Below are 26078 nucleotides of genomic sequence, written 5' to 3' on the forward strand. Positions count from 1 at the left end.
AAATGATGCAGTTGCTAGAAATTATCGGGATTAATTTAATCGTTGTCATTTATCGCTAAGGTCAGTGTTTATCTGTAGAGATAAAAAAAGGGACCTTTTCGTAAGGTCCCTTAATGAATCTACAAACGATAAGGCTTAATTTTGTTGAGATTCTTCTAGTGGTGCGTGAGTTGAACTCGGTGAATAAATTCCGATAATACGCGCCATTAACGCTTTAGAGTCTTCAATGGCAATGTATAAACATGGAATTAAACACAGGGTGACTACGGTGGCAAATAACACCCCAAATGCTAATGAGACCGCCATTGGAATAACCATTTGCGCCTGCATGCTGGTTTCAGCCATGATGGGCACCAAACCAATAAAGGTCGTTAATGAGGTCAACATAATGGCTCTAAAGCGTTTACAGCCAGCATTAAGCACTGCTAAACGCATCGGCACACCCGCTTTGCGCGAGTTGTTGACATAATCGACCATCACTAATGAGTCGTTTACCACAACCCCCGCAGCCGCAATAATCCCGAACATTGAAAGGGCACTTAAATCAATTCCCAAAATAATATGGCCCATTACAGAACCAATTACACCAAACGGGATCACTGACATAATCATTACCGGTTGAATATACGAGCGCAGCGGAATGGCCAATAAGCTGTAAATCACTAACATCGATAAGATGAAGTCGCGCACTTGCGTGTCGGCACTATCGAGCTGTTCTTGAATATTTCCTGACACTTCACTGCGCACTTGCGGATACTTTACCAACAGTTCGGGGATAAAGTTGTCACGAATATCTTTTGCCAGTTTAAAAGGTTCAGCTTGCTCAGCGTCTACAGAGGCCCATACGTTAATGGTTCGACTACCATTTTCACGTCGGATACTGTTTACGCCTTGAACCACCTTAATGTCAGCCACTTCAGATAATGGCAATTCAGTACCGTCAGCGGTTTTGATTAACACGTCTTGGACCAACGCAATTGAGTTACGTTGCTCTTCTGGGTAGCGAAGCATTACTTTGATTTCTTCGCCGTTACGGATAATACGCTGCGCTTCTAAGCCGTAAAAACTGTTACCTACTTGCGATGCAATATTGGCCAATGTCAGCCCAAGCACGCTCGCGAGAGGTTTCAATTGGAATTGGACTTCTTTGGCGCTAGATTGACGGCTGTCGTTAATATCGCTTACGCCTTTTAGGCCGTTAAGCTTTTGTTTTAATGCTAATGAAGCTGCCACAAGTTGGGCTTCGTTATTGCCTTCTAATCTAAAGCTAATGTCACCGTCTTCACGGCCACCACCCATTAAGCTGTCTTGAATGGTAAAAGACTTCACTCCAGGAATAAGCGGCATAGCCTGGCGCCACAACTCAGCTAACGCGAAGGTGTCCATTGGACGCAGTTCAGGATCAACCAGTTTGGTCATCACTTCTGCGCTGGTTTGGCTACGAAGATCAACCTGCATATCAGAAATCATTCGTTGGCCGTATTCGTCTTCGACTTTTTTATCCACTTTATACAGCGTTTCTTCAATGGCCAATGCTGCCGCTAAGGTGGCTTTTTCTGATGCATCAACGTTCATTTCGATTGTAATGCGCGGGAAGTCGTGCGGAATTTTTGGCTGACCAATAAAACGTACTAAACCACCGCCATAAAGCCCGGCACAGACCATAATTAAACTGATAAAGACCATAATTACCGCGTAGCGATATTTAATGGCTATTTCTAACGATGGCCGATAAATGTTCTCAATGTACTTGGTTAAATTACGATCTACTTTGCCTTGAATAAAATTCACGCCGTTACGTAGCCAGTCGAGAGGGTTCTTTGACCCAGCCTTGACTACCTTAGGTTTTTTCATGTGAGCCAAATGCGCAGGTAAAATCAATTTTGATTCTACAAGCGAGAATAACAAACATAAAATCACCACAAAGCCAATCGCTTGGCCGAAGGCCGATGACGGACCATCGCCCATGGTAATAGGTAAAAATGCGGCAATGGTGGTTAATACACCAAAGGTGGCTGGCATAGCCACTTTTTGCACCCCGCGGATAACACTTTCAACACTTTGCCCGTGCTCTTCAGATTCGCTATGAGCACTTTCTCCCATGACAATTGCGTCGTCGACCACAATACCGAGCACTAAGATAAAGGCGAACAAACTGATGACGTTAATCGTGACATCAATAAATGCCATTGGCATAAACAGTAGGGTTCCTAAGAAACATACCGGTAATCCCATCATGACCCAAAAGGCTAAACGGACTCGTAAAAATAACGCTAACATAAGGAATACCAGCACGGCGCCACTTTTCATACTGTCGAGCATGAGATCTAAACGACCATCGAGGTAATATGTCATGTCAACCCAAGGTTCAAGTGTGACACCTTGTGGTAATGATTTTTGCTTTTTATCTACATAAGTACGGATAACGTCGGCAACGTCAGTAATACTTTGGTTTTTAGCTGCGCCGATAAAGAAGGTAACGGAGTTTTTACCGTTAAATTTAGAGTATTGTATTCCTTCTTGAAAACCGTCATTGACGACGGCTATATCACCTAAAGACAGCTTGGTACCATCATCTAGCGTTAACAATGGCAACTCTTCAAATTCGTAACCGACATAAGCTTGGTTTTGAACTCGCAAGTTAATATAGCCGTTTTCTGCTTTAATCTGCCCCGCAGACATATTGCGCGAATAGCCTTGAACCGCTTGAGCCACATCATTAAAGCTGAGCCCAAACTCGCGCAACTTATCTTTACTGACTTCAATACTGATTTCATAACCTAAACCACCGTAATATTCAGAGATATTCACGTTGGGCAGTTGCATGATTTCGTTATGAACTTTATCGCCTAAATCTTTCAATTGGCGCTCAGACATGTCGCCATACAAGCTTAAGTACATGACTTCTTGACGAAATTTAATTCGTTCAACTTTTGGCGGTTCCATGTCAGCTGGAAAGGTTGAAATTGAATCGATTTCTGATTTAATTTCGTCTAACACCACTAATGGGTCGTAAGACTCTTCAACCTGAAAATAGCCTTGAGCTATATTGCGGTTTGAGTAGGTAATTACCCGTTTTAACCCTTGAACGCTTTCAAGTGCCTGTTCAATCTTAATGGTAATGCCTTCTTCTACTTCTTGCGGGGCAGTACCAGGGTAAACGGCGCTAAATTCAATCCAGTTGATTTCAACTTCGGGAAAAAATTGCTTTCTAATTGTGCTGGCAGTTAATAATCCGCCCAGCAATATGATGATCATTAGCAAGTTCGCCGCCACACTGTTGCGGGCAAACCAGGCTATGAGTCCTTTATGAGTATCAGCCATGATTGTTATTCACCTTCTTCCATCGCAAGTTCAGTGTCATCTTTTTCTGCTACGGGTTCTTTTTGCAGAACGCGATCTTCTGGCAGAGCAACTTTCATGCCATCGATAGGATAATCAAGTGCTGAGGTAATCAGTTGCATTCCAGATTCTAAACCGTCGGTGATCACCACATTCGCGCCATCTTGGCGGATGACCGTCACGGGTTTATATTTTAACTTTCTATCAGCGTCCATAATCGCGACCGCACCATTAACAACGAGGTGGCGAGGCACTACTGCGACATTACCCACTTGTATGCCTTCAATTTGGGCAGTGACATAGGTGCCATAACGTAATTCATTTTTACCCGTGGTTAAGCCGTATGGGTCATTTATTTCTGCTATTAGGTAGGTCATGCGACTCTTGTTATCGACAACACCTTCGCTGCGGACAATTTTACCCGACCAGACTTGTTTACTGCCGGCAAACTGACCCGACAGATTAACATTGGCATTAACGCCTTTAGCGGCTAAATACTGCATTTCTTTGTCGGCGATAGGTAAACGAATTTCAGCTTTGTCGGTATTTAAAACTTTGCCGACAGGGGTGCCTTTACTGACAAATGAACCTAGGCCAATTTCACGTCCGTCGATTAAGGCATCGTATGGTGCACGAATAATGGTTCGTTCTAAATCGCGTTTAGCGCGGTTTAAACTGGCTTCTGCACTTTTTAATTTGGCCAGTTCTTGGGCTAATTGCGGTTTGCGTAAACTTAAGTCTGTTGGCTCTCTGTTAGTGATATCCGCCCATTCACGGATCGCCACTTCGGCATTGGCACGCTCTTGCACTAACGAAGCTTGCGATGAGGCAATGCTAGCTTGAGCATCGAGTAAACTCGATTGATAATCACTAGGGTCAACTTTTGCTAATATCTCGCCTTTTTTAACAAAGCCGCCTTTAACAAAGTTAGGGTCTAAAAAAATAATTTCGCCGCTGACTTGGGCGACAATTTCAGTCATGTATTTTGCATTGACTACGCCATAAGAGCTGACATCAAAGGTCATGGGCTGGTAGTTAATGACTTCAACAGAGACTAACGGGGTAGTATCTACCTCTGGTTTTTCTTCTGGTGGCTTTTTTAAAGCAGAAAGCCCAACCAGGCCAGCAATGCCTATTCCTAATACGATAATGGGTAAAATAATCTGTTTTTTAGTCGCCACAATGCTTCCCTTTAATTGATTTGTTTTTGCAGTGTTATCCCCAATAGGCTGCAAGTAATCTATTTTCTACCTTATATGTTAATCGAATTGTTTCTTGTTTGTTGTATCAATGTGTAAACTTGTGTTTCAGTCAAAGGCTGAGTTTGATTAAAGTGTCAGTATTAATAGGAACTGCCAATGCAAATAGCCAACACCGCTAGATTACACCTGTCATTAATGACACTTGATGACAACGCATTACTTTTTGAACTAGACCAAGACGAGCGCGTCATGCATTTTTTAAATGGCGGCATTAAATCCACTCAACATCAGATTGATACGGTGATGATCCCAAGATTGGCGCAATATTTAAATCCTCAAAAAGGCTGGGGCTTATGGAAAGTTCAAGCACTGGATTGCGTCGAAAATGATAAACATCAATTGAGTGGTCAATACCTAGGTTGGATTTTAGTCAGGCCAATGCATTTTTTTACTCAATCGCAGCCGCATAACATTGAGCTAGGCTGGCGCTTTAAATATGTCAGTTGGGGCAAAGGTTACGCAACAGAAGCGGCAAACGCGGTTATGCAAGCGGTAAGTACGGTTGATGAGGTCACACATGTGAGCGCGATAGCGGTTGAAGATAATCTAGCGTCTATCGCCATCATGAAAAAATTAGGTATGCAATTTCAGTACAAACAACTTCATCGCGATCCATTAGGTGATACTGAAGCGGTGTTTTATCAGAAAAGAGTGTAGACCATATGTATGTATACCAGTATCGTTTAACAAATACACACTTGGTTTCGGCCATTGTTTTTTGCTCTATACAATGCCTTATCGGCATTCTTTATTAAGCATAAATGGTCTTTACAATTCGTGTTTAGCTCGCTAACTCCGATACTAATAGTGACACTAATTGATAAATCAACTTCCCCTGATTTCCCCGGGGTTATTAAATGCGTATTTTCGATAATGTTCCTTAAGCGCTCAGCGAGTTTGTGTGATGTTGTAGCTTGAGTAGAAGGAAGAACGACAACAAACTCTTCACCACCATAGCGGGTAACAACATCAGTATCACGTAGTGAACTCTTTATATTTTGAGCAATATTTTTCAACACAAGATCACCTATATGATGGCCATAACTATCATTAATAATCTTGAAATGGTCAATGTCGATAAGGAAAACACACAGAGGCTGAAAATAATTTTGGGCCTTAATGGTTTCACTTTTGAGGTAATGATCTAAATAGCGACGGTTAAAAATACCAGTGAGTGGGTCGGTAATGTTTTCTTGCTTTAATGTGTGTAACTGCATGATATCAACTGTTGTTTTAAGTGATAAGTTGCAGACGATATAGACAAAAACGGCCCCAAAGAAAAATATCGTCGGAACGGTTAGATCAATTAGAATAGCAAAGTTAAGAAAACTAACTTTCGCATATAAACAGTAACTGATGATAAAGAATAAGATGAGCAGCATTAAAACTCCCCAACTCTGCTGCAATTTTCCTGCCGGGAAAAGACGAATTATTTCCCATACCTTAGTCATCGCTATGACGAGTAATAATGTCCCTACTATAATTAATCCACTACCGAGAAGTGGTAAAATATCACTCATACGCTGCCTGTTATTAATGTTAACAAGAACTAAAACTTTTAAAAATAAACACTTACAAAGATAGTGCACCATAATAATGAGTTTTTGTAGTTTTTAGCATATCAGTTTCTATGAATTAAAGAGTGATTGAGTTCAATAATTCGTCTAATACTTGTAGAGTCATTAAGTAAAGGATATTGCAATAATAAAGGCGTTAATTACATTAACTCAAATCAAGAAATTTGACATAATAAAAAAGAGCAGAAAATCTGCTCTTTTTTTGTACTTGTGAGTAAGCGAATGAATTATTTTTTCGCGTCTAAGTAACGCTCAGCATCTAGTGCAGCCATACAACCTGTACCTGCAGAGGTGATTGCTTGACGGTAATGTTGATCCATTACGTCGCCACAAGCATAAACACCTTCGATGCTAGTTTGTGTCGCATTACCTTGAAGACCACTATTAACTTGTAAGTAACCGTGGTTCATTTCTAACTGGCCAGCAAAAATACCAGTATTTGGGCTGTGACCAATGGCTACGAATACGCCAGCAACCTCTAAATCGGTAATAGAACCGTCTTTAGTGCTCTTCTTTTTAAGACCCGTTACACCCATGTCGTTACCCGTCACTTCTTCAAGTGTTTGGTCTAGGTGTAAAATGATGTTGCCATTAGCCACTTTGTCCATTAAACGGTTGATCAGAATTTTTTCTGAACGGAAACTGTCACGACGGTGAATTAAGTGAACTTCAGAGGCAATGTTACTTAAGTAAAGCGCTTCTTCAACAGCAGTATTACCGCCGCCAATCACTGCCACTTTTTGGTTACGATAGAAGAAACCGTCACAGGTTGCACAGGCAGAAACACCGCGGCCCATAAACGCTTCTTCAGATGGCAGACCTAAATATTTAGCTGACGCACCAGTAGCGATAATCAATGCATCACATGTAAACTCGCCATTGTCGCCTTTTAAACGGAAAGGGCGTTCTGTTAACGTGACTTCATTGATGTGATCGAAAATAATTTCGGTATCAAACTTTTCAGCATGCTTTTGCATGCGCTCCATTAATGCAGGACCCGTTAGGTCTTCTGCATCGCCTGGCCAGTTTTCAACTTCAGTAGTCGTGGTTAATTGACCACCTTGCTGCATACCTGTGATCATCACAGGATTTAAATTTGCACGCGCAGCATAAACAGCAGCGGTATAGCCGGCAGGGCCAGAACCTAAAATTAGTAGGTTAACGTGACGAGCTTCACTCATGATTTTTTTCTCCGATAACATGCCTTAAGCAATTTGCATGGGATTGTATGGAATTTATATCGGCGGGTAAAGGGAAGTTAACGGTAGGAAATCGATTGCGCTAATCTATTGTGTAAATATTATTGTTCAAGCTGGGTAATGGTGATCATTAACCAGCTTGAAACCGCAATAAGTCTTGCTAGGCTTGGAACATTATTGTGATTAATAAACCAAGTGACAGGTTGGTAAATTATTTTTTTCTAAATAATTCTGATGGTATTCCTCAGCGATGTGGAATGTTTGTATCGGTACAATTTCAGTCACAATATGACGCTGTCCCCATTTACCACTGCGAGCTAATGCCAACTTCGAGCTTTCAGCTTGGGCTTTTTGCTCTTTATCATGGAAAAAAATCGTGCTGCGATATTGTGTACCAATGTCGCCGCCTTGCATGTTGAGCATGGTTGGGTTGTGGTTTTTCCAAAACGTGTCCAACAAGTCGTTGTAACTGACGACTTCTGGATCAAACTCAACTTGAACCACTTCAGCATGACCAGTAGAACCTGTTTTAACTTCTTTATAGGTGTTTGCACTGTCTTTGCCACCCATGTAGCCACAAGTTGCATTGCTTACACCGTCTATTTCACGGAAGAAATACTCAACACCCCAAAAACAACCTGCACCAAATGTTGCTAACGCCATGACATACCCTTAAAACAAATTATAGAAGTCTAGATGGCTGTAATTGTGTTGAATATTTTATGTTTTTGCAAGCAAACTTTGATTAATAAATAAATCTAACATATGCCATCATTAAACTCGCGTTCTCCTATGATAGAATCCGCGCCAATAGGCACAAAAGTTAATCCATTAAGTAACATGTCATTAACGATGCCATATAATAATGATACAAGGAGTTGATCGTGTTATCTGACCTAACCAACAACAACGATTTTTTAGCTTACACCTTAGCCAACCCCACTCACATACCTGCAGCATATGACTTTATGCTAGGTCAGCACACTCGTGTTGATGTATTAGATACTGGAGTGATTGTATTTACTCCAGCTCATGCCAGCAAAGATATTGTGTTGTCTTGCGCTGTGCATGGTAATGAAACCGCGCCGATTGAAATCTGTAATCAACTCATTAAAGATTTACTGACCCAGCGTATTATCGCAAAACAACGAGTGATGTTTTTAATCGGTAATCCTGCTGCTATTCTCAATAAAACCCGTTTTATTGACGAGAACATGAACCGCTTATTCAGCGGCGCGCATTCAAAAGGTGAGGGCTTAAGCCATCCTGAGCGTCATCGTGCCAAAGCGTTAGAGCAATATGTGGCAGACTTTTTCAATGCTAATGGTGACAATCAACGCATACATTACGACTTACATACTGCAATCCGTGCTTCAAAGCATGAGAAGTTTGCTATTTACCCATACCGTCCAGGCCGTGCTTTCAGCGGTGAACAAATTATGTTTTTGGCGGCATGTGGCGTTGATACGATGTTGTTCCACCATGAGCCCACAACCACGTTCAGCTATTATTCGTCAGAGCAATTTCAAGCAGATGCTTTTACTGTTGAATTAGGTAAAGTCATGCCATTTGGCCAAAACGATATGAGTCGCTTTACTCAAACTCATACTATGCTTGAAAAGTTGATTACTGAAACTGAGTTAGCCCCTGTTGAGTTTGATGCTAGCAAGGTCAATTTGTACAAAGTCTCTCGCTCGATTAATAAACATTTCGATGACTTTGCGTTTAGCTTTGCCGGTGATGCCAAAAACTTCAGTGCCTTTAATCAGGGGGAAGTGTTGGCCACCGAAGGCGGTATTGAAGTTAAAGTAGAACATCCGCAAGAAGCCATCGTGTTTCCTAATGCGAATGTCCCTATTGGTCAACGAACGGTGCTTTGCTTAGTGCCTGCGTTAAATGAAACGATTGTATAGATTAGGTATAGTCGTAAAGCAATATATACATGTTAATCGTGAGTAAAATGCGTTTACAGCGAGAGTAGGTATTGATAGGTAGTTTACGTTAACGTAATGTCTACTCGCATAGTATAAATAGAGCCATGTTTATATTGAACATGGCTCAACAATAACAAGAGCATAATATGAGCAACGCACCACTGACCAATGAAACAGTGCACCGTGTCAGCTTCTTAGACAAAGCGTCATTGCACATCCCCATTTTGCGTATTTTGCAAGCCGACGGCACCACGTATGAAAACGCGGTATTGCCTGTTATCGACAAGACTTTAGCCGAAAAAATCTTTGATACTTGTGTTTTTACACGCGTATTAGACGAGCGTATGTTGGGTGCGCAGCGTCAAGGACGTATTAGTTTTTATATGACCTGTACCGGTGAAGAAGCCTCTATTGTCGGCAGCACAGCAGCACTTGATAAAGACGACGTCATTTTGGCTCAATACCGTGAGCATGCCTCATTGCGTTATCGCGGTTTTAGTACTGAACAATTTATGAACCAGATGTTCAGTAACGAAAAAGATTTAGGTAAAGGGCGTCAAATGCCGATCCATTACGGCAGTCGCGAGCTCAATTACCAAACCATTTCGTCACCGCTTGCAACGCAAATCCCGCAGGCTACAGGTGTGGCTTATGGTATGAAATTACAAGGCAAGCGCAATGTCGCCATTTGTTATTTTGGTGAAGGCGCTGCTTCAGAAGGTGATTTCCACGCAGGTTTAAACATGGCTGCAGTATTGAAAGCACCGGTTATTTTCTTTTGTCGTAACAATGGTTATGCCATTTCGACCCCTACCGAAGAGCAATTTGCCGGTAACGGTATTGCGAGTCGCGGTGTCGGTTACGGTATGCACACTATTCGTGTGGACGGTAATGATATGCTTGCGGTACTTGCTGCCACGCAACAAGCTCGTGCCCACGCACTAGAACATAATGCACCCGTACTTATTGAGGCGATGACCTACCGTTTAGGCGCGCATTCTTCATCAGATGATCCATCGGGTTATCGTTCAAAAGAAGAAGAAGCCAAATGGCAACAACATGATCCGGTTAAGCGTTTCAAATTGTGGATGATTAACAAAGGCTGGACGACTGAAGCTGACGAAGCCACATTATTTGAACGTTATCGTGAAGAAGTATTAGCCGCTGTTAAAGTCGCTGAGAAACTGCCTGTTCCGAGACTAGACGAAATCATCGAAGATGTGCTTGATAAACCAACACCTGCATTAAAGAAGCAGCTTAAAGAGTTGAAAGAGCACATTGCTAAGTATCCGAAAGCCTATCCAAAAAGCGCAGGGAGACTCTAAACGTGGCTCAAATGAATATGTTACACGCCATCAATGAGGCGTTATCAATTGCCATGACTGCCGACGAGCGCATGGTGATTTTTGGTGAAGATGTAGGCCACTTTGGTGGTGTTTTCCGTGCAACCTCTGGTTTGCAAGAACAGTTTGGTCGCGACCGTTGTTTTAATACTCCGCTCACAGAGCAGGGTATTGCGGGTTTTGCTAACGGCTTAGCGTCATATGGTATGACTGCGGTTGCTGAAATTCAGTTCGCTGATTATATTTTCCCGGCGTTCGATCAAATCGTTAATGAATCAGCAAAATTTAGATACCGTAGTGGTAATCAATTTGATGTCGGCGGCTTAACGTTCCGCACGCCTTATGGTGGCGGAATAGCAGGTGGTCATTATCACTCACAATCACCAGAAGCCTATTTTACCCAAACGCCTGGCTTAAAAGTGGTTATCCCGCGTAATCCTGAGCAAGCCAAAGGTTTGCTATTGGCTGCAATTCGCGATCCAAACCCAGTGATTTTCTTTGAGCCTAAACGCTTGTATCGCGCCTCTGTAGGTGAAGTACCTGCCGGTGACTACGTCATCGAGTTAGGCAAAGCACAAGTGGTTAAGCAGGGCAGCGATATTACTGTACTGGCTTGGGGCGCGCAGATGGAAATCGTCGAAAAAGCCTGCGAACGTGCCGAAAAAGAAGGTATTTCATGCGAAATTATCGACTTACGCACCTTAGCACCTTGGGATGTTGACACTGTTGCTAAATCCGTGACAAAAACGGGCCGGTTATTGATTAACCACGAAGCGCCATTAACGGGTGGATTTGCGGGTGAAATAGCCGCAACCATTCAACAAGAATGTTTCTTATCGCTTGAATCACCAATCAGCCGTGTGTGTGGCTTAGATACTCCGTATCCGTTAATTCACGAAAAAGAATACATGCCTGACGAATTGAAGACCTTCGAAGCCATCAAGGCTACAGTAGCGTTTTAGGAGTAAGATATGATTAAAGATTTTATTTTACCCGACATCGGCGAAGGTGTAGTGGAATGCGAACTAGTGGATTGGTTAGTCAGCGAAGGTGACATCGTCACAGAAGACCAACCGATTGCCGATGTGATGACCGATAAAGCGCTAGTGCAAATTCCAGCGCCCCATGCTGGAAAAATTACTAAGCTTTACTACGCCAAAGGCGATATTGCGATTGTACATCAACCGCTCTATGCCGTTGAAATGGACAGTGATGATGCAGAACACGCTCAGACACCAACGGCAGAGGTGGTACCAGTCGTTGAAGCCGGATCAGCCGTTGCTGCTGCTGTTAGCCATTCAAACGTAGAAGACTTTTTATTACCCGACATTGGTGAAGGCATTGTTGAGTGTGAACTGGTTGATTGGCTTGTTGAAGAAGGCGATATCGTGGTCGAAGACCAACCGATTGCCGATGTCATGACCGATAAAGCGTTAGTGCAAATACCCGCGATGAAAGCCGGTAAAATTGTTAAATTGCATTACCGTAAAGGACAGTTAGCCAAAGTGCATTCGCCTTTATTCGCTATCGAAGTGGAAGCTGAAGAAGCGCCCATGACCTCAGCGCCACAACAGGTGGTTCAACAGGCCACAAGTCAAAGTGCTGCCGTTACTGGGGAACCCGTTGCGCAAGGTAAAGCACTAGCCAGTCCTGCGGTGCGCCGTATGGCTCGTTCACTTGATATCAATATTGCACTTGTTGCTGGCAGTGGTAAAAACGGCCGCGTTTATAAAGAAGATATTGAACGCCATCAACAAGGTGGTGTTGTTAAGTCTGCTGCGGCCTCGTCTTCAGCCACTTCTGTTTCTCATGCATCAACTCATGTTAGTACCACAGATGTCGCGATCATGAGTCAACCTGGCGCGGATCGTGTTGAACCGATCAAAGGCGTTAAAGCGGTGATGGCGAAGATGATGGTTGAGTCAGTATCGACTATCCCACACTTTACCTACTGTGAAGAGTTTGACCTTACTGAACTGGTTGCCTTGCGCGAAAGCATGAAGCAACGTTACTCAACCGATGAAGTCAAACTCACCATGATGCCGTTCTTTATGAAGGCCATGTCACTTGCCATGATTGAGTTCCCGATACTCAACAGCCAAATCAATGCAGATTGCACTGAGCTGACCTACAAATCACGTCATAACATTGGTATGGCCGTTGATTCAAAAGTGGGCTTATTAGTCCCCAATATTAAAGATGTGCAAAGCAAATCGATTTTAGATATTGCTGCCGATATTACTCGCTTAACCACCGCCGCGCGCAGTGGTCGAGTATCGCCTGCAGATTTAAAAGACGGTACGATTTCAATCTCTAATATCGGTGCATTAGGTGGTACGGTAGCGACGCCAATTATTAACAAACCTGAAGTGGCCATTGTCGCCTTAGGTAAGTTACAGGTATTGCCACGCTTTAATGCTAAAGGTGAAGTTGAAGCGCGTAAGATTATGCAAGTGAGCTGGTCTGGCGACCACCGTGTCATTGACGGTGGCACTATTGCTCGTTTCTGTAATCTGTGGAAACATTACCTAGAGCAGCCGCAAGAAATGCTCTTAGCCATGCGTTAAAGCTGCAATCGCTATGCAATAGTCTAAAAAAGACTAACTTAACCAAAAGGACGCTAAAGCGTCCTTTTGTTTTTATGCTCTTTTTCGTATAATACTCGAATATTGTCATTAGATTGGAACCTGTATGAGTCTGTCGGCACCTAAAATTGAAACGATTGAATATCCGTTTCCGCCAAAACCTGCCGTGTTGTCTGACGTTGAGAAAGCACAATATAAAGCACGAATTAAGCAATTATTAATTGATCAAAATGCGGTGTTGGTTGCCCATTATTATACCGATCCTGAAATTCAAGCTTTAGCAGAAGAGACGGGCGGCTGTGTCTCTGACTCGCTAGAAATGGCGCGTTTTGGTCGTGACCATCCAGCAAAAAAATTGATTGTTGCTGGGGTTAAGTTTATGGGCGAAACAGCCAAAATCTTAAGTCCAGAAAAAACCATTTTAATGCCAACACTTGAAGCAACCTGTTCGTTAGATTTGGGTTGTCCTATCGAAGAATTCAATGCATTTTGTGATGCTCACCCCGATCATACCGTCGTGGTTTACGCCAACACGTCTGCGGCAGTGAAAGCCCGTGCAGATTGGGTGGTGACCTCAAGCATTGCTTTAGAGATTGTTGAGCATCTTGATAGCCAAGATAAAAAAATTATTTGGGCACCAGACCGTCATTTAGGCTCATACATTAACAAGCAAACTGGCGCAGACATGTTGTTGTGGCAGGGCGAATGTATTGTACATGACGAGTTTCAAGCCAAAGCATTACGAGAGCTAAAAAAACAACACCCAACGGCAGCTATTTTGGTTCACCCAGAATCACCTGCCAGCGTGGTTGAGCTTGCTGATGCTGTAGGCTCTACCAGCCAGTTGATTAAAGCGGCGCAAACCATGGCTAATGATACGTTTATTGTGGCCACTGACCGCGGTATTTTTTATAAGATGCAACAAGCGGCGCCAGGTAAAACCTTACTCGAAGCGCCAACAGGCGGTAACGGCGCAACGTGTAAAAGCTGCGCCCACTGCCCATGGATGGCGATGAACGGTTTACAGGCCATTGAACAGTCATTGATCAATAGCGATAAAACCAATCACGAAATCTTTGTCGATGACGAACTGCGCATTAAAGCGCTTATTCCTCTAACACGCATGTTGGATTTTGCCAAAGAGTTAAACATGAAAGTGAAGGGCAATGCGTAAAGCATATTAAGCTTAAGTGTTAAATCAAAAGCCGACATCAAGTCGGCTTTTTTGTGCCTCGTTGCTTCGTTATATAGGCAACTCGGCTGCTTTATGATCACTGCGAGTGCAACATCGATAAAGAGATGATCAAAACGACACCTAACGAATACAACAAGATACAATCACATTCTCACAGGCAACAAAAAGCCCCACATAAATGCGAGGCTCTTAATCAAAAACTAACAATTTAATCTACAAGGTAGATTACTTCGCGTTCATTAGTGCAACAGCGTTGTCTAACATGCGGTTACTGAAACCCCATTCGTTATCATACCAAGACATCACTTTCACTAAACGACCATTAACACGAGTTTGTGTAGCGTCGAAATTTGAAGAGAAAGGATTATGGTTAAAGTCGATAGACACTAATGGCTCAACATTAATGGCTAATACTTCAGACATTGGAGCCTGCTGTGAAGCACGAGTAATGATGGCATTCACTTCTTCAACAGTCGTGTCGCGAGACGCTAAGAATGTTAAGTCAACTAGAGACACGTTAATGGTTGGTACACGTACCGCTAAACCATCAAATTTGCCTTGAAGCTCAGGAACCACTAAACCTACTGCAGCAGCTGCACCAGTTTGAGTTGGGATCATTGACATTGCCGCTGCGCGAGCACGACGTAAATCAGTGTGATACACATCAGATAAACGTTGGTCATTCGTGTAAGAGTGGATGGTGGTCATTAAACCAGACTCAATCCCCAACTCATCATTTAACGGCTTAGCAATAGGTGCTAAACAGTTAGTCGTACAAGAAGCATTTGAAACTACTGTCATATCAGCCGTTAATACTTCGTTGTTTACGCCGTAAACAACAGTGGCATCAACATTCTTACCTGGAGCAGAAATAAGCACTTTCTTCGCGCCAGCGATAAGGTGTGGCTGTACTGATTCTTTAGACGTGAAAATACCGGTACATTCGAACACGATATCAATTTTAAGCTCAGCCCAAGGTAACTTTGATGGGTCACGTTCTTGGAAGGTTAAAATTTTGTCGCCATTAACGTAGATAGCTTCATCGTCATGATCAACTTTAGCGTTGAAACGACCATGAACAGTATCGTACTTAGTTAAATGAGCATTAATTGACGCATCGCCTAAATCGTTTAACGCAACGATTTCGATTGGATAGTCTTTTTCGCTTTCGTACAGTGCACGTAGAACATTTCTTCCGATACGGCCATAGCCGTTAATTGCTACACGGATAGTCATCTCATATCCCTCAAGTTAAAATAATTTGGTGGCATGTAAATCGCCTGGTTGTAAAATTACCAAATTGGCCATAATAATCAAGCTAAATCACCCGAATAAGGCGAATTAAGGCAATAATTTTGTATTTTTTTTACATTAAGCACATTTTGAAGATAATTTAAGCACGGTTTTGTAAGTTGGCTTATTTTCAATACATACGGTTAAAGAGCACTTTCAAGTATAAATAGACTCTATTTCAATAACCTTTCACTGACGCTATTTGCAAATTGTTCATTTATTACAGCAGCAACTAATTCTTTGGCTTGGTTGTCTAAAGTTTGGGCCAATGGTTTATCGCCTTTAATGATAGCCAATAATTGAGTCTCATCTGCCTGGCTTTGACTGATGAGTAAATATGCCCGAGTCAATAAGTATTCTTTATCATGATCTTGTTGCTGTTTATAGATGGACGCCAGGGCTAAAAACCAATCTGGATTGATTAATGAAGCATCGGTCGTACCTAATAATTGAAGATAGAGCGCTTTGGCATCATTTGGTGCGAAGCGGACATAATGCGAAGCCAATTGGCCAATGATTTCAGGATCGTAAAGTTGCCCTTGTTGATAAGCTTGCTCAACAATCTCAAGACCCGCTTGCTCATTAAAACGTATCCAACGGTAATACGCTAAATAGAGGTCGTTGTTGTGTTGAGTCGATTCTTGCAATTCTGCTAGCGTTTGGGTGCTCACTGCAAACGCACGTTCTCGGTCGCGTGTTCTGTCTGTATTGAGTTTATGCTGAACACCAGCGGCGAGTTCGATGCACTTGCTGTATGTTTCTAGGTAAATAAGTTGCTGATACAGCTCTTTGCCTGTAGGCGAGGAATGTTGTTTTAGTAAGTAGCGATGACGAATGAGGTCAGCTTTTTCAAAGCGACACCAACTATCTTTATGTAAATCGCTACAAAGTTCAGGATTATTTTTACATATTAGGTTGCTATTACGGTCATTATCGCAGCCAAAAAGGCCAAAAAATGCTCCAATAATGGTAAATGATGTAATTAATACAAAATTTTGACTCAAATTGAGCTCCAAGAGGTAAATTGTCTAATAAAATTACATATTTACCGAAAATTTGTTACTGGCGAAATGAGCTGTATTTCATTACAATGTCGCCGACCAAGAGGGCAGAGCCCCATACAATAAACTTAATTATTGGTCTTTTCTTTTTGTTACTCAAACCTTTCTGTTAAAAAACTGGAAAAGTGAGATAAAGGATCCCTACATGAGCGCAGATAAACATTTACAAAGCTGGCAAGAACGTTTCGAAATGGCTGAAGCAATGCAACCATTGCTCGGTAAGTTGTATCGTAACCAAGGCGTTGAAGTGATGGTTTATGGTAAACCATTGTTAAACGCATCAACCATCGAAATCATTAAGTCACACCGTTTAGTTCGTCGTCATGTTGGTGAAAAGTTACGCCTTCGCGAAAGTTTCCCATTTGTTGAAGCACTAAGCAAATTGGCTGTGAAGCATTGTCGAGTTGATATCGGTAAATTAGCGATAAACTACTGGCGTGACAACAAGGATGCAAGCGGTATTGAAGCCTACATGGCAAAAGAATTAGCGCCTGCCATTAACCATGGTGATGATACACCTGCACGTGATGTAGTCCTTTATGGTTTTGGTCGTATTGGGCGTTTACTTGCTCGTTTATTGATTGAGCGCACGGGTAAAAGCAACAAAATGCGTTTACGTGCCATTGTATTACGTGATGGTAAAAAAGGTGACCTTGAGAAACGTGCAAGCTTGTTACGTCGTGATTCAGTGCACGGACCTTTTAATGGTTCAGTTGAAGTTGATGAAGAAAACAATGCCATCATTGCGAACGGTACCTATATTCAAATCATTTATGCTAATTCACCTGATCAAGTTGATTACACTAAATACGACATTAGCAATGCGTTAATCGTTGATAATACCGGTATTTGGAAAGATGAAGATGGATTAGGTTTACACTTAAAAAGTCCTGGCGCAACTAAAGTATTGTTAACAGCACCTGCTAAAGGCGCAATCAAGAACGTGGTTTACGGCGTTAATGAAAACGATATTTTAGACGAAGACATGATTGTGTCGGCTGCAAGTTGTACCACTAATGCGATTACACCGGTATTAAAAGCGGTTAACGATAAATACGGTATCGAAAATGGTCATGTTGAGACTATTCATTCATATACCAATGATCAAAACTTAATTGATAATTACCACAGTGCCGATCGCCGCGGCCGTAGTGCACCGTTAAACATGGTTATTACTGAAACGGGAGCGGCTAAAGCCGTTGCTAAAGCACTGCCAGTATTAGCAGGTAAGTTAACCGGTAATGCGATTCGCGTACCAACGCCAAATGTGTCAATGGCCATCATCAGCGTTAATTTAAACGCTGAGACGAATCGTGACGAGTTAAACGAATACTTAAAAGACGTGGCACTTCAGTCTGGTTTACAAAATCAAATTGACTATACAGATTCTACTGAAATTGTATCGAGTGACTTAGTGGGTTCACGTTATGCTGGTGTTGTTGATTCACAAGCAACGATTGCAGAAGGTAAGCGTGCCATTTTATATGTATGGTACGACAACGAGTTTGGTTATAGCTGCCAGGTTGTTGGCGTTATGCAAAAAATGTTGGGATTAACGACATTATCACTGCCTAACGTATAACTTCTAAAATCGTTTATACACTATTAATAACGTTTAGAATGAAAGCACCTCATCGAGGTGCTTTTTTATTTTGTTTGATAGAAAAGTGTGAAGAGCTCAAGAAAACCCTTAAGGGATTATCTTAATGTGATTGTTTGGCGAAAAATTGTCTCAAATTAGCAAATAATCACCACAATGATGATTTATGCATCAAACAGTCATTTTGTTGCAATAATCCTGACTTTATTGATTGACTATCCAGATCAAATCGGTAGAATGCCATTCCGCAGTCAGGGGAAACCTCCTTAGATTGTAATGATAAAAAATGTGACATTAGCTCAGTTGGATAGGTTGAAAGACGATACCTTTCTTGCAGATTTAATAAAGCGTTTATAAAGATTGAAAATGCGACATTAGCTCAGTTGGTAGAGCGATACCTTGCCAAGGTATAGGTCATCGGTTCGAACCCGATATGTCGCTCCAATTTCTTATCTTATCCGATGGATTCGAAGTTGGTAGCATGGCGCGATGGCAGAATGGCTATGCTGCGGATTGCAAATCCGCCGATCTCGGTTCGACTCCGGGTCGCGCCTCCACAAAATTGCGTTTAATGGTTACTGTAACGTAACGATTAAAACAACACTTTGCCCGAGTGGTGGAATCGGTAGACACAAGGGATTTAAAATCCCTCGCTGAATAAGCGTGCCGGTTCAAGTCCGGCCTCGGGTACCATTATAATCTCTAGTAATAGAGAGTGGTGTAAAAAAGCCTCAACATTAGTTGGGGCTTTTTTACGTCTGCAATTTAGATTTTATTGTTAAGGCAAAAGCAAAATCCCTCGCGCTCTGGTTGAAAATCAGGCGTGCCATTCTTTCGATAAAGAGCAGTCCGGCCTCGGGTACCATCCTTTACATACGTTAAGTATGGTGTGAAAAAGCCTCGACATTAGTCGGGGCTTTTTTACGTCTGTAATTTGATTGTTAAGGATTAAAGTCAAAAGCAAAATCTCTCGCGCTCGGGTTGAATATCAGGCGTGTCATTCTTGCGATAAAGAGCAGTCCAGCCTCGGGTACCATTGTCATCTCCAGCAATAGAATAACCTGCGGCCACTAACGTCGTGGTGCTTCGCCAACACCAGACCAAGAGGAAACCAACGGCTGTTCCCTCTTTCTTTTCTATAAAAGAATTGGCCCAGCCGACATATCAAAATTATCATTCTTTACTAAGCAATAGCAGCGATAATTTCGCGACGTTGTCAAATCTAGCTTTTGACCTCATTTGTAGCCAGCTTAGGCCACCTCTTTATGGTAAAGAATAAAAATGCTAACGCTTCAGATGGGGCGTCCCTTCCTCTCCAAAGCTAGCTGGCTCTGATAGGCAGGATGCCTGAATGCCTTGTAGCACATTGATGTGCGTGAAAGGCCATGTCAGTACTCACGTCATTTTCTTCAACGCCCTCAAGTTCAGAGTTGAATTTGAACATTTTAAATTAAGACAACTAACTCGTTTGTGCCCCTTTTCACGTTAGATCATTTATTCATTACCCCCTGTTAATATGAGTTTGCCTTACAAAAAGTTATCCATTCATTAATTTGTAGTCTAATCTCCGAACAAATCTAAAGTATCTTTAATATCATTGTTATAATTGTAAATGAATTGCTTTAGGCGATAAGGACTTACTTCTTTGAAATTTAGCCTCCTGATAAAATATGCAGAAAGCCAGTCAGTAACTTTTAAACTCTTATCGTCAAGTAAACCGTCAACTTCACAAACAAACTTTAAAAGTGTCGATATACCCTCAAATTCAAGGTCACTCCCCACTGCATTATCTACAATCGAAATCACGTACCCCAATTCAAGTACCACACTAAGAATCTGATAAGCAATTTCTTGGCTTTTACCAACTTGTCCTAACTCAATTTTATTTTTATATGGGATCAGTATCTTCTTGTTTAATTGTTCAACAACCTCTTCTAGTTTAGCTCCATGACCAATTAGACTTAACAGATAATATGAGCCCATTAATTTCCTAAAGCTGTAGAGGTAATTAGCACCATCAGAATTTAAGTTCATGACAAATGTACGAGTTGTATACTGTATTAAATCGGATAAAACTAAGTTGATGGAATCTTCTGAAAGATGTTTCCCAACCTCGGGAACATCTTTGACTAATAAGCTATACCCTAGCTCAGCGAATGAGTGACTAATATAGTCATTCATTCCGATGTACAAGAATATATCTAATGACATCAAAAAGTGCTTAACAGCGGACTCGTGGTTGCCGAGCTTACTGTGGCATTTACCTATCTGATGCAATGTTTGCCCTTTGTTAACACCAGATGAAGAACTGTCTTGAAGTTCAAGTGCACTATAATAGGCTTCAATCGCGATCTCTGGTCTACTTTGGTTTAAAAGTGACGTTCCAAGCAGACCTAGACAAGTAGATAAATCTTTATTTAGATCTAATTTGACGAATTCAATATCATCTGTCTGAATTTTTTTATCTTTAAGCATAGCTCTCAAACCATCGATAGCATCTTGAGCGTATTTTTGTGCTTCAGAATCACTTCTATTGGTGGAAGATGAGCTACCAGCAATTAAAGCCTTACTCATGGACAGCCCAGGAGAGGCATCACCTGTATCAAAAACTGCCTCAATATGCTTCAGATATAATTCAGCGTCTCTCAACAAAGCATCATCACCAGCTCGTTCAGCTAAGCAGATATACTGTTGCAGAAGAGCATTTGCCCTTTCGATATTATTTGTGGTTAAAGCTAGCTCCATAACTGATTTCAGAACTTTGGCCCCTACCTCTGGAGCTCCTAGAACAAAATAATATGGCATAATTGCAGATGCTAAATGGCCCGCAATCTCACAAAGTTTAGGATTACTTTCTCTAGCTAGCGCCAGTTCTATGATATTTAGTAAGTTTGGTAGCTCGGTTTCATAGCGACTCATTAATATAGGAGTATTCTCAGGATCGTTATAGTTCGTTTCGAGTACAGCTACAATGACCAATAACTCTTGAGCCAAATGCATAATGATTTGCTCGAACTGACCTGGATCTTCACTTATTGCTTTTTCAGCCACAAAGTTTCGTACTGGAGTTAACATTCTGGTTCGCGAGATCTTTTCATTGATCCTAATATCATCAATGAAATGCCACCTTTTCAAAGATGCGTAGGCCTCTTTAGTGCCTTCTATCTCAAGCCACTTGTCTTTTAAATATAATGTATATATACCTGCCGGGGTTTCTGACAATGCCCAAAGTAGCTTTTTCGAATCCTGAGACAAAAAGTTGTATGCTGTTCGAAGACAAACCTCAAGCGAGGTATGGCGGTTGTGGTGCAACCTTGCAGGTAAGCTGATAGCTTTAGTACGATTTTTATTTATCTCGCCCATTGCGCTTTCGGCATCGCCATAATACTTAGCTAATGTGCTAGCGAAAGTTATAGCCAAAGCATGCCCATCGCAAAACTCCAACAATTCGTTCACTCCTTTCTGTAAACTCCCTTCACTTTGGCGATGCGATTGTTCAAATAATTGTTTACTTTCGGGCTCAGAAAGCCCTTTTAAGTTAATGATTTTTTGACATGGAATGCTGTACAGCTCTACTTGGCTTGTGACAATAAATTGTGTGGCTGATGTTTCTGCGTACCATTGCTTGATGGTATCTTCTAATTCTTCTAGTTGCTCTAAGTTACTTTGTTCAATACCATCAAAAACAATAAGAGCTTTAGCTTGATCAAAATATTGAGTAAGATTATCTACGCTACGTTCTTCCTCTTTCGACATGAAAACATTAAGCAAAGCCAGTATTAACTCATCAACTGAGCGATACTTATCCACGCTACACCAAATCACATTTCTCTCTGTTCTACACTTTTCTATTGCCTGTAGTAACAACTCAGATTTGCCGATGCCACCTATTCCACAAATCTGTATTGACGGCTCAGTATGTAAAGACGTAACTAAATCTTCAAGCTCAAGCTCCCGGCCGAAGAAATTTTTGGTCGCTCTTGGAGGCTTCATTTGGTGTGATAGTTTGCAAACCTTTGATCCCGGGCCTTGATAAGCCCCTAGAACAGTAGACACTTCATAAATCTTACTAAATTCGGGGTAGTGCTTAGCAATGACATTGGGGTGCATTCCTAGTTCTCTTTGAATTTCATCCCAACTTTTTACTTCTACCGAAAATAAGTTTTCCTTTCGATGTTTTTCAGTTAAATCTCTTGCTACTTTTTGTATATTTGCGTCGTTCTGCGCTGTCGTAGCTAGAATGAACATTTTGAGAGCAGGAGTAAAACATTTTGCTTTTTCTACTTCATCAGTTAATTCTTTTTCCGTAACAGCATTACCATAACGGTCATCTTTTCCCTTACATTGAACACCAAACCATTCATCAGACATCCCTATATGCCCATAGACGTCCACTCCAAACTGACGTTGGCCTGTTCGCCCGTGCAATTGTGTATCTTTAGATTCATGGATAGCACTCCATAAATCAGCACATAACTCCTCAAACTCTTGCCAATGTTTAGGGGCTTTTATTAGTGATGAATGAAAAAGTGACATTTCCTTACCTAACGCTCTGACTTTTTTGATATAACTGCAATCTATCACAAAGTCACCTCTTAGGTATGTGGGGCTATAAAAACTTTTTTGACTACCATACATTTCCTAATCTTAAGAATCACGTTTAGACTCTTAGCTCTAACGTGTTTTTGTCCAAAAACGAGTTGTTCTTAGCTTTCAAATGCCCGAATTAAACGCTGAACTTGAGGGTGTTGAAGATTATTTATAAAAGAATACGTGATCTGAGCATGCCACTACAACATTTGTGGTTATAGGCCAAAATCACAAGGCATAAAGAAACACCTGGATCCCGGCTTAAAAGCACTGCCGGGATAATGAGAAGAGTGTTAACCAGTTTTGTCCAAAATGATTTGGTCTTAGCTTTCAATGCCCAAATTCAACTCTAAACTTGAGGCCGTTGAAGAAAATGACGTGAGTTAGCCATGGATGGCGTACTAGCTTTGGAGGGGAAGGGTCGTTCCTTGGCATCCATGCCACCACGACATTTGTGAATCCATTCACATCAGACTCCCATCTGAAGCGTTAGCATTTTCGAATAAGGCCGAGGCCGATTCCAAATAGAGTTAAAAGCTGGATAGATTTCCGTCGCAATTTTATCGCTGCTGTTGTTTGGTGAAAAAGCGAAAATGTTGCCGGAACGGCAGGGGTGATCCAAGAGGGGATTGCTGTTGATCCCCTTTTGGCCTGTGCAGGGTGGAACCTTGCGATCTTACTTCAAACGAAGTTTGAAAATTCTAGCTTGGCCGCAGGCAATGATATGTGGGTCTGTGGGTCAGTGGTCAGTGTAAACTTTAATTTATTACCGTACATTTCCTAATTTCACCGCTCATTTTTAGACCTTTTGCCACTGACAAACTTCTGTTCAATAACAAGTTAACCTTAGCCTCAAAATGCCAACATTCAACTCTGAACTAGAAGTCGTTGAAGACTTTTTACAAAAGAATACGTGAGCCTGTAAATAAAAAGGCAACCTAGTGGTTGCCTTAATTTATGCTTGTTGGTTGTTGTCACGCCTGGTTATAACGACTTAATCATCATAATGATCATTATCTATCGCCTGTTGGCGTTCGCGCTTAAACTGAGCGTCTTCATAAGCAGCGTTGATTTCTTCAAGTACCGAGTCAATATCGGCTGCATTGGTGTCGTCTTCAAACAAGCCAGTAAGTGCGGTATCTGGCTCGAGTTCGCCTTGTTCGTAAAGTGCCCACATTTCTTTAGCGTATTTTGTTTGCAGCAATTCTGGGGCAAATTGGCCGTAATATTCGGTCATGTTATTCACATCACGGTATAACATTGCTCTGGCATTATTGTTAGCGGATGCGTCTACTGCTTGTGGTAAGTCGATGATCACTGGTCCATTACTATCAACTAAGACATTAAATTCAGACAAGTCACCATGCACAATACCGGCACATAACATACGTACTATGTAGCCCATCATGGTGTGATGTTGCGACATGGCTTGCGCATGAGTTAAGTTAACGTCGTTTAAACGAGGAGCAACGTCGCCATTGGCGTCAGTGATTAACTCCATCAATAATACACCGTCAAAACACCCGTAAGGTACTGGAACGCGGATTTTAGCTGCAGCGCATTGATACAATGCTTCAACCTCGGCATTTTGCCAGGCTTTCTCTTGTTCTTCGCGGCCATATTTAGAGCCTTTTTCCATCGCGCGCCCACGACGGCTATTTTTAGTTTTTCGTCCTTCTTGGTACTGCGCGGCTTTTTTAAAGCTGCGCTTGGTCGCTTCTTTATAGACTTTGGCGCAGCGAATAGCATCGCCACACCGGATCATATAGACGGTGGCTTCTTTGCCACTCATCAGTTGGCTTATCACTTCATCAACGAGACCATCGTTAACCAGTGGCTGTAATCGTATTGGGGTTTTCATAGCGCTCGTTATACCTTAGTTGCGACTATGATGATATATCTTGGCAGACTTTTTTTACCTTGTTTTGACATCCGGTAAATTTTTGTACAGTTTATGTCATCAAAATAGTTTTTCTCCAAATGTTAGTTACGTCTTGCCAGCATACGTCATAGGTAAGCTTAACAATTTTGATGTCATCATTAACCACACATAACAACATCTTCACTGAAATGTGAAAATAGGAATACCCATGAATGTTTATGCCAGCACGTTAACCCGTTTTTTGCTTTTTTCCACGATGTTATCGACTCCGTTAATGGCCCAGACTGAGATTAATCCAATATATGATCAATCGCTGGCAGAAAAGGTGGGGGCGGATGAATATGGCATGAAGCGTTATGTGATGGCGTTTTTAAGTCGAGGGCCTAATCGAGAACGTCCCAAAGCAGAAGCTGATGAACTGCAACGGTTACACATGACCAATATTGAACGTTTAGCTGAAGAGGGTAAATTGGTATTGGCGGGGCCTTTTTTAACTGATGACGAACTCCGTGGTATTTATATTTTCGATGTAGAAACCATTGAACAGGCTCAACAATTAACTGCAACCGATCCAGCGATTAAAGCAGGCAGTTTGGTAATGGAATTAGTCCCCTGGTATGGCAGTGCTGCGTTAATGGAAGTCAATGCTATCCATAATACGCTAGCTAAAACGCTGATGTAATGCATCAAGGGTTTATGGTTTTTTATCATCAATAATGAAAGTATGATTGGCGTTTATCACTGTTGTTTTAAATCATCTTTTCGGCTTTGTTGTGGTATTACATATCAATAGCGGATGAAAACTTAATAACATATGCATAATTGAATGGTTTAGCGGCATCACTTGGCGATGATTAACCCGTACAATGTCGCTAAGTGAGTTGATTGGAGCCATTATGGCCAACGTGGTTAATAGATCAATATTTAGCAGTAGGGTATTTTCAGTTAATTTAGTCACTTATCATGAAAATCATCGTGTTATGAAACACGTTGATCCTGTGCAGCAAGGGCGATATTACAAGTTCAATATAGTGCTAAAACAACCTTTGCACGGAGGCGTATTTACGTGTGAGAAATACATCATGAATTTATGTCATAGGGTGTATTTGTTTCGCCCAGACTTATACGAACACAGCGTCACTAAGATTGAATCTGGCAAGCGGGTGCTATTGAGTGTGGCTATAAATATGTAAATTGTACCTGATTTGCAGGTAT

At 41.7% G+C, this 26078-nt stretch carries 18 protein-coding genes and 3 tRNA genes; 12 read left to right on the plus strand and 9 right to left on the minus strand.

The genetic code is table 11. The features are described 5' to 3' along the window. Positions 1 to 135: 135 nt before the first annotated feature. Positions 136 to 3324 (minus strand): efflux RND transporter permease subunit, encoded by a 3189-nt coding sequence (locus AC19MX_RS07340; protein WP_498297370.1) that lies wholly within the window; start codon positions 3322 to 3324, stop codon positions 136 to 138. A 5-nt stretch (positions 3325 to 3329) separates the two neighbouring features. After that, a complete protein-coding gene (locus tag AC19MX_RS07345) occupies positions 3330 to 4523 on the minus strand; it encodes an efflux RND transporter periplasmic adaptor subunit (RefSeq protein ID WP_432402061.1) in 1194 nt (397 codons plus the stop codon). A gap of 177 nt (positions 4524 to 4700) precedes the next feature. On the opposite strand from AC19MX_RS07345, the gene AC19MX_RS07350 reads away from it, so the two are divergent. Next, on the plus strand, positions 4701 to 5261 hold the full coding sequence (locus tag AC19MX_RS07350) for a GNAT family N-acetyltransferase (protein WP_498297372.1): 561 nt from the start codon (positions 4701 to 4703) through the stop codon (positions 5259 to 5261). A 26-nt stretch (positions 5262 to 5287) separates the two neighbouring features. Here AC19MX_RS07350 and AC19MX_RS07355 read toward each other — a convergent pair whose 3' ends face one another. The 3 genes from AC19MX_RS07355 to msrA all read right to left on the minus strand — a co-directional run bounded on the left by AC19MX_RS07355 (position 5288) and on the right by msrA (position 8043). Next, positions 5288 to 6124, minus strand: coding sequence for a GGDEF domain-containing protein (locus tag AC19MX_RS07355; RefSeq protein ID WP_498297374.1), 837 nt, complete (start codon positions 6122 to 6124; stop codon positions 5288 to 5290). 284 nt (positions 6125 to 6408) lie between these two features. Next, positions 6409 to 7362 (minus strand): thioredoxin-disulfide reductase, encoded by a 954-nt coding sequence (trxB, locus tag AC19MX_RS07360; RefSeq protein WP_432402057.1) that lies wholly within the window; start codon positions 7360 to 7362, stop codon positions 6409 to 6411. Positions 7363 to 7563: 201 nt separating this feature from the next. Continuing rightward, positions 7564 to 8043, minus strand: a complete 480-nt coding sequence (msrA, locus tag AC19MX_RS07365) for a peptide-methionine (S)-S-oxide reductase MsrA (protein ID WP_432402055.1) — start codon at positions 8041 to 8043, stop codon at positions 7564 to 7566. Positions 8044 to 8264: 221 nt separating this feature from the next. On the opposite strand from msrA, the gene astE reads away from it, so the two are divergent. From astE to nadA, 5 genes are all read left to right on the plus strand, one after another. Further along, a complete protein-coding gene (gene astE / locus AC19MX_RS07370) occupies positions 8265 to 9293 on the plus strand; it encodes a succinylglutamate desuccinylase (RefSeq protein WP_498297376.1) in 1029 nt (342 codons plus the stop codon). Positions 9294 to 9460: 167 nt separating this feature from the next. Continuing rightward, on the plus strand, positions 9461 to 10639 hold the full coding sequence (locus AC19MX_RS07375) for a thiamine pyrophosphate-dependent dehydrogenase E1 component subunit alpha (RefSeq protein ID WP_432402051.1): 1179 nt from the start codon (positions 9461 to 9463) through the stop codon (positions 10637 to 10639). 2 nt (positions 10640 to 10641) lie between these two features. Next, positions 10642 to 11619: an alpha-ketoacid dehydrogenase subunit beta gene (locus tag AC19MX_RS07380; protein ID WP_432402049.1), complete on the plus strand. Its 978-nt coding sequence runs from the start codon at positions 10642 to 10644 to the stop codon at positions 11617 to 11619. A gap of 9 nt (positions 11620 to 11628) precedes the next feature. Further along, the gene (locus AC19MX_RS07385; protein ID WP_498297378.1) at positions 11629 to 13224 is read left to right on the plus strand and encodes a dihydrolipoyllysine-residue acetyltransferase; all 1596 of its coding nucleotides are present in this window, start codon (positions 11629 to 11631) and stop codon (positions 13222 to 13224) included. Positions 13225 to 13348: 124 nt separating this feature from the next. Next, positions 13349 to 14416, plus strand: a complete 1068-nt coding sequence (nadA, locus tag AC19MX_RS07390; protein ID WP_498297380.1) for a quinolinate synthase NadA — start codon at positions 13349 to 13351, stop codon at positions 14414 to 14416. A gap of 246 nt (positions 14417 to 14662) precedes the next feature. On the opposite strand, the gene gap is transcribed toward nadA, so the two are convergent. Further along, on the minus strand, positions 14663 to 15673 hold the full coding sequence (gene gap / locus AC19MX_RS07395) for a type I glyceraldehyde-3-phosphate dehydrogenase (protein ID WP_432402043.1): 1011 nt from the start codon (positions 15671 to 15673) through the stop codon (positions 14663 to 14665). A 230-nt stretch (positions 15674 to 15903) separates the two neighbouring features. Then, entirely contained in the window at positions 15904 to 16734 is an 831-nt protein-coding gene (locus tag AC19MX_RS07400; protein ID WP_498297382.1) for a DUF2989 domain-containing protein, read from the minus strand. A 202-nt stretch (positions 16735 to 16936) separates the two neighbouring features. On the opposite strand from AC19MX_RS07400, the gene AC19MX_RS07405 reads away from it, so the two are divergent. The 4 genes from AC19MX_RS07405 to AC19MX_RS07420 all read left to right on the plus strand — a co-directional run bounded on the left by AC19MX_RS07405 (position 16937) and on the right by AC19MX_RS07420 (position 19084). Further along, positions 16937 to 18373, plus strand: a complete 1437-nt coding sequence (locus AC19MX_RS07405; protein WP_498297383.1) for a glyceraldehyde-3-phosphate dehydrogenase — start codon at positions 16937 to 16939, stop codon at positions 18371 to 18373. Positions 18374 to 18759: 386 nt separating this feature from the next. Then, positions 18760 to 18835, plus strand: a tRNA-Gly gene (locus AC19MX_RS07410). A 39-nt stretch (positions 18836 to 18874) separates the two neighbouring features. Beyond that, positions 18875 to 18948 (plus strand) — tRNA-Cys (locus AC19MX_RS07415). Between the two features lie 50 nt (positions 18949 to 18998). Next, positions 18999 to 19084: transfer RNA gene (locus tag AC19MX_RS07420), tRNA-Leu, on the plus strand. A gap of 867 nt (positions 19085 to 19951) precedes the next feature. On the opposite strand, the gene AC19MX_RS07425 is transcribed toward AC19MX_RS07420, so the two are convergent. Together AC19MX_RS07425 and AC19MX_RS07430 are read right to left on the minus strand one after the other, a co-directional pair. Continuing rightward, positions 19952 to 22927 carry a tetratricopeptide repeat protein gene (locus AC19MX_RS07425; RefSeq protein ID WP_498297385.1) on the minus strand — a complete coding sequence of 992 codons (2976 nt, stop codon included), beginning with the start codon at positions 22925 to 22927 and terminating at the stop codon, positions 19952 to 19954. A 1048-nt stretch (positions 22928 to 23975) separates the two neighbouring features. Then, on the minus strand, positions 23976 to 24842 hold the full coding sequence (locus AC19MX_RS07430) for a PA4780 family RIO1-like protein kinase (protein ID WP_498297387.1): 867 nt from the start codon (positions 24840 to 24842) through the stop codon (positions 23976 to 23978). 229 nt (positions 24843 to 25071) lie between these two features. On the opposite strand from AC19MX_RS07430, the gene AC19MX_RS07435 reads away from it, so the two are divergent. Together AC19MX_RS07435 and AC19MX_RS07440 are read left to right on the plus strand one after the other, a co-directional pair. After that, on the plus strand, positions 25072 to 25545 hold the full coding sequence (locus AC19MX_RS07435) for a YciI family protein (protein ID WP_498297389.1): 474 nt from the start codon (positions 25072 to 25074) through the stop codon (positions 25543 to 25545). Between the two features lie 211 nt (positions 25546 to 25756). Next, positions 25757 to 26056: a 2OG-Fe(II) oxygenase gene (locus AC19MX_RS07440; protein WP_498297521.1), complete on the plus strand. Its 300-nt coding sequence runs from the start codon at positions 25757 to 25759 to the stop codon at positions 26054 to 26056. The last annotated feature ends 22 nt before the right edge of the window (positions 26057 to 26078 follow it).

This window comes from Shewanella sp. MF05956 (assembly GCF_059758055.1).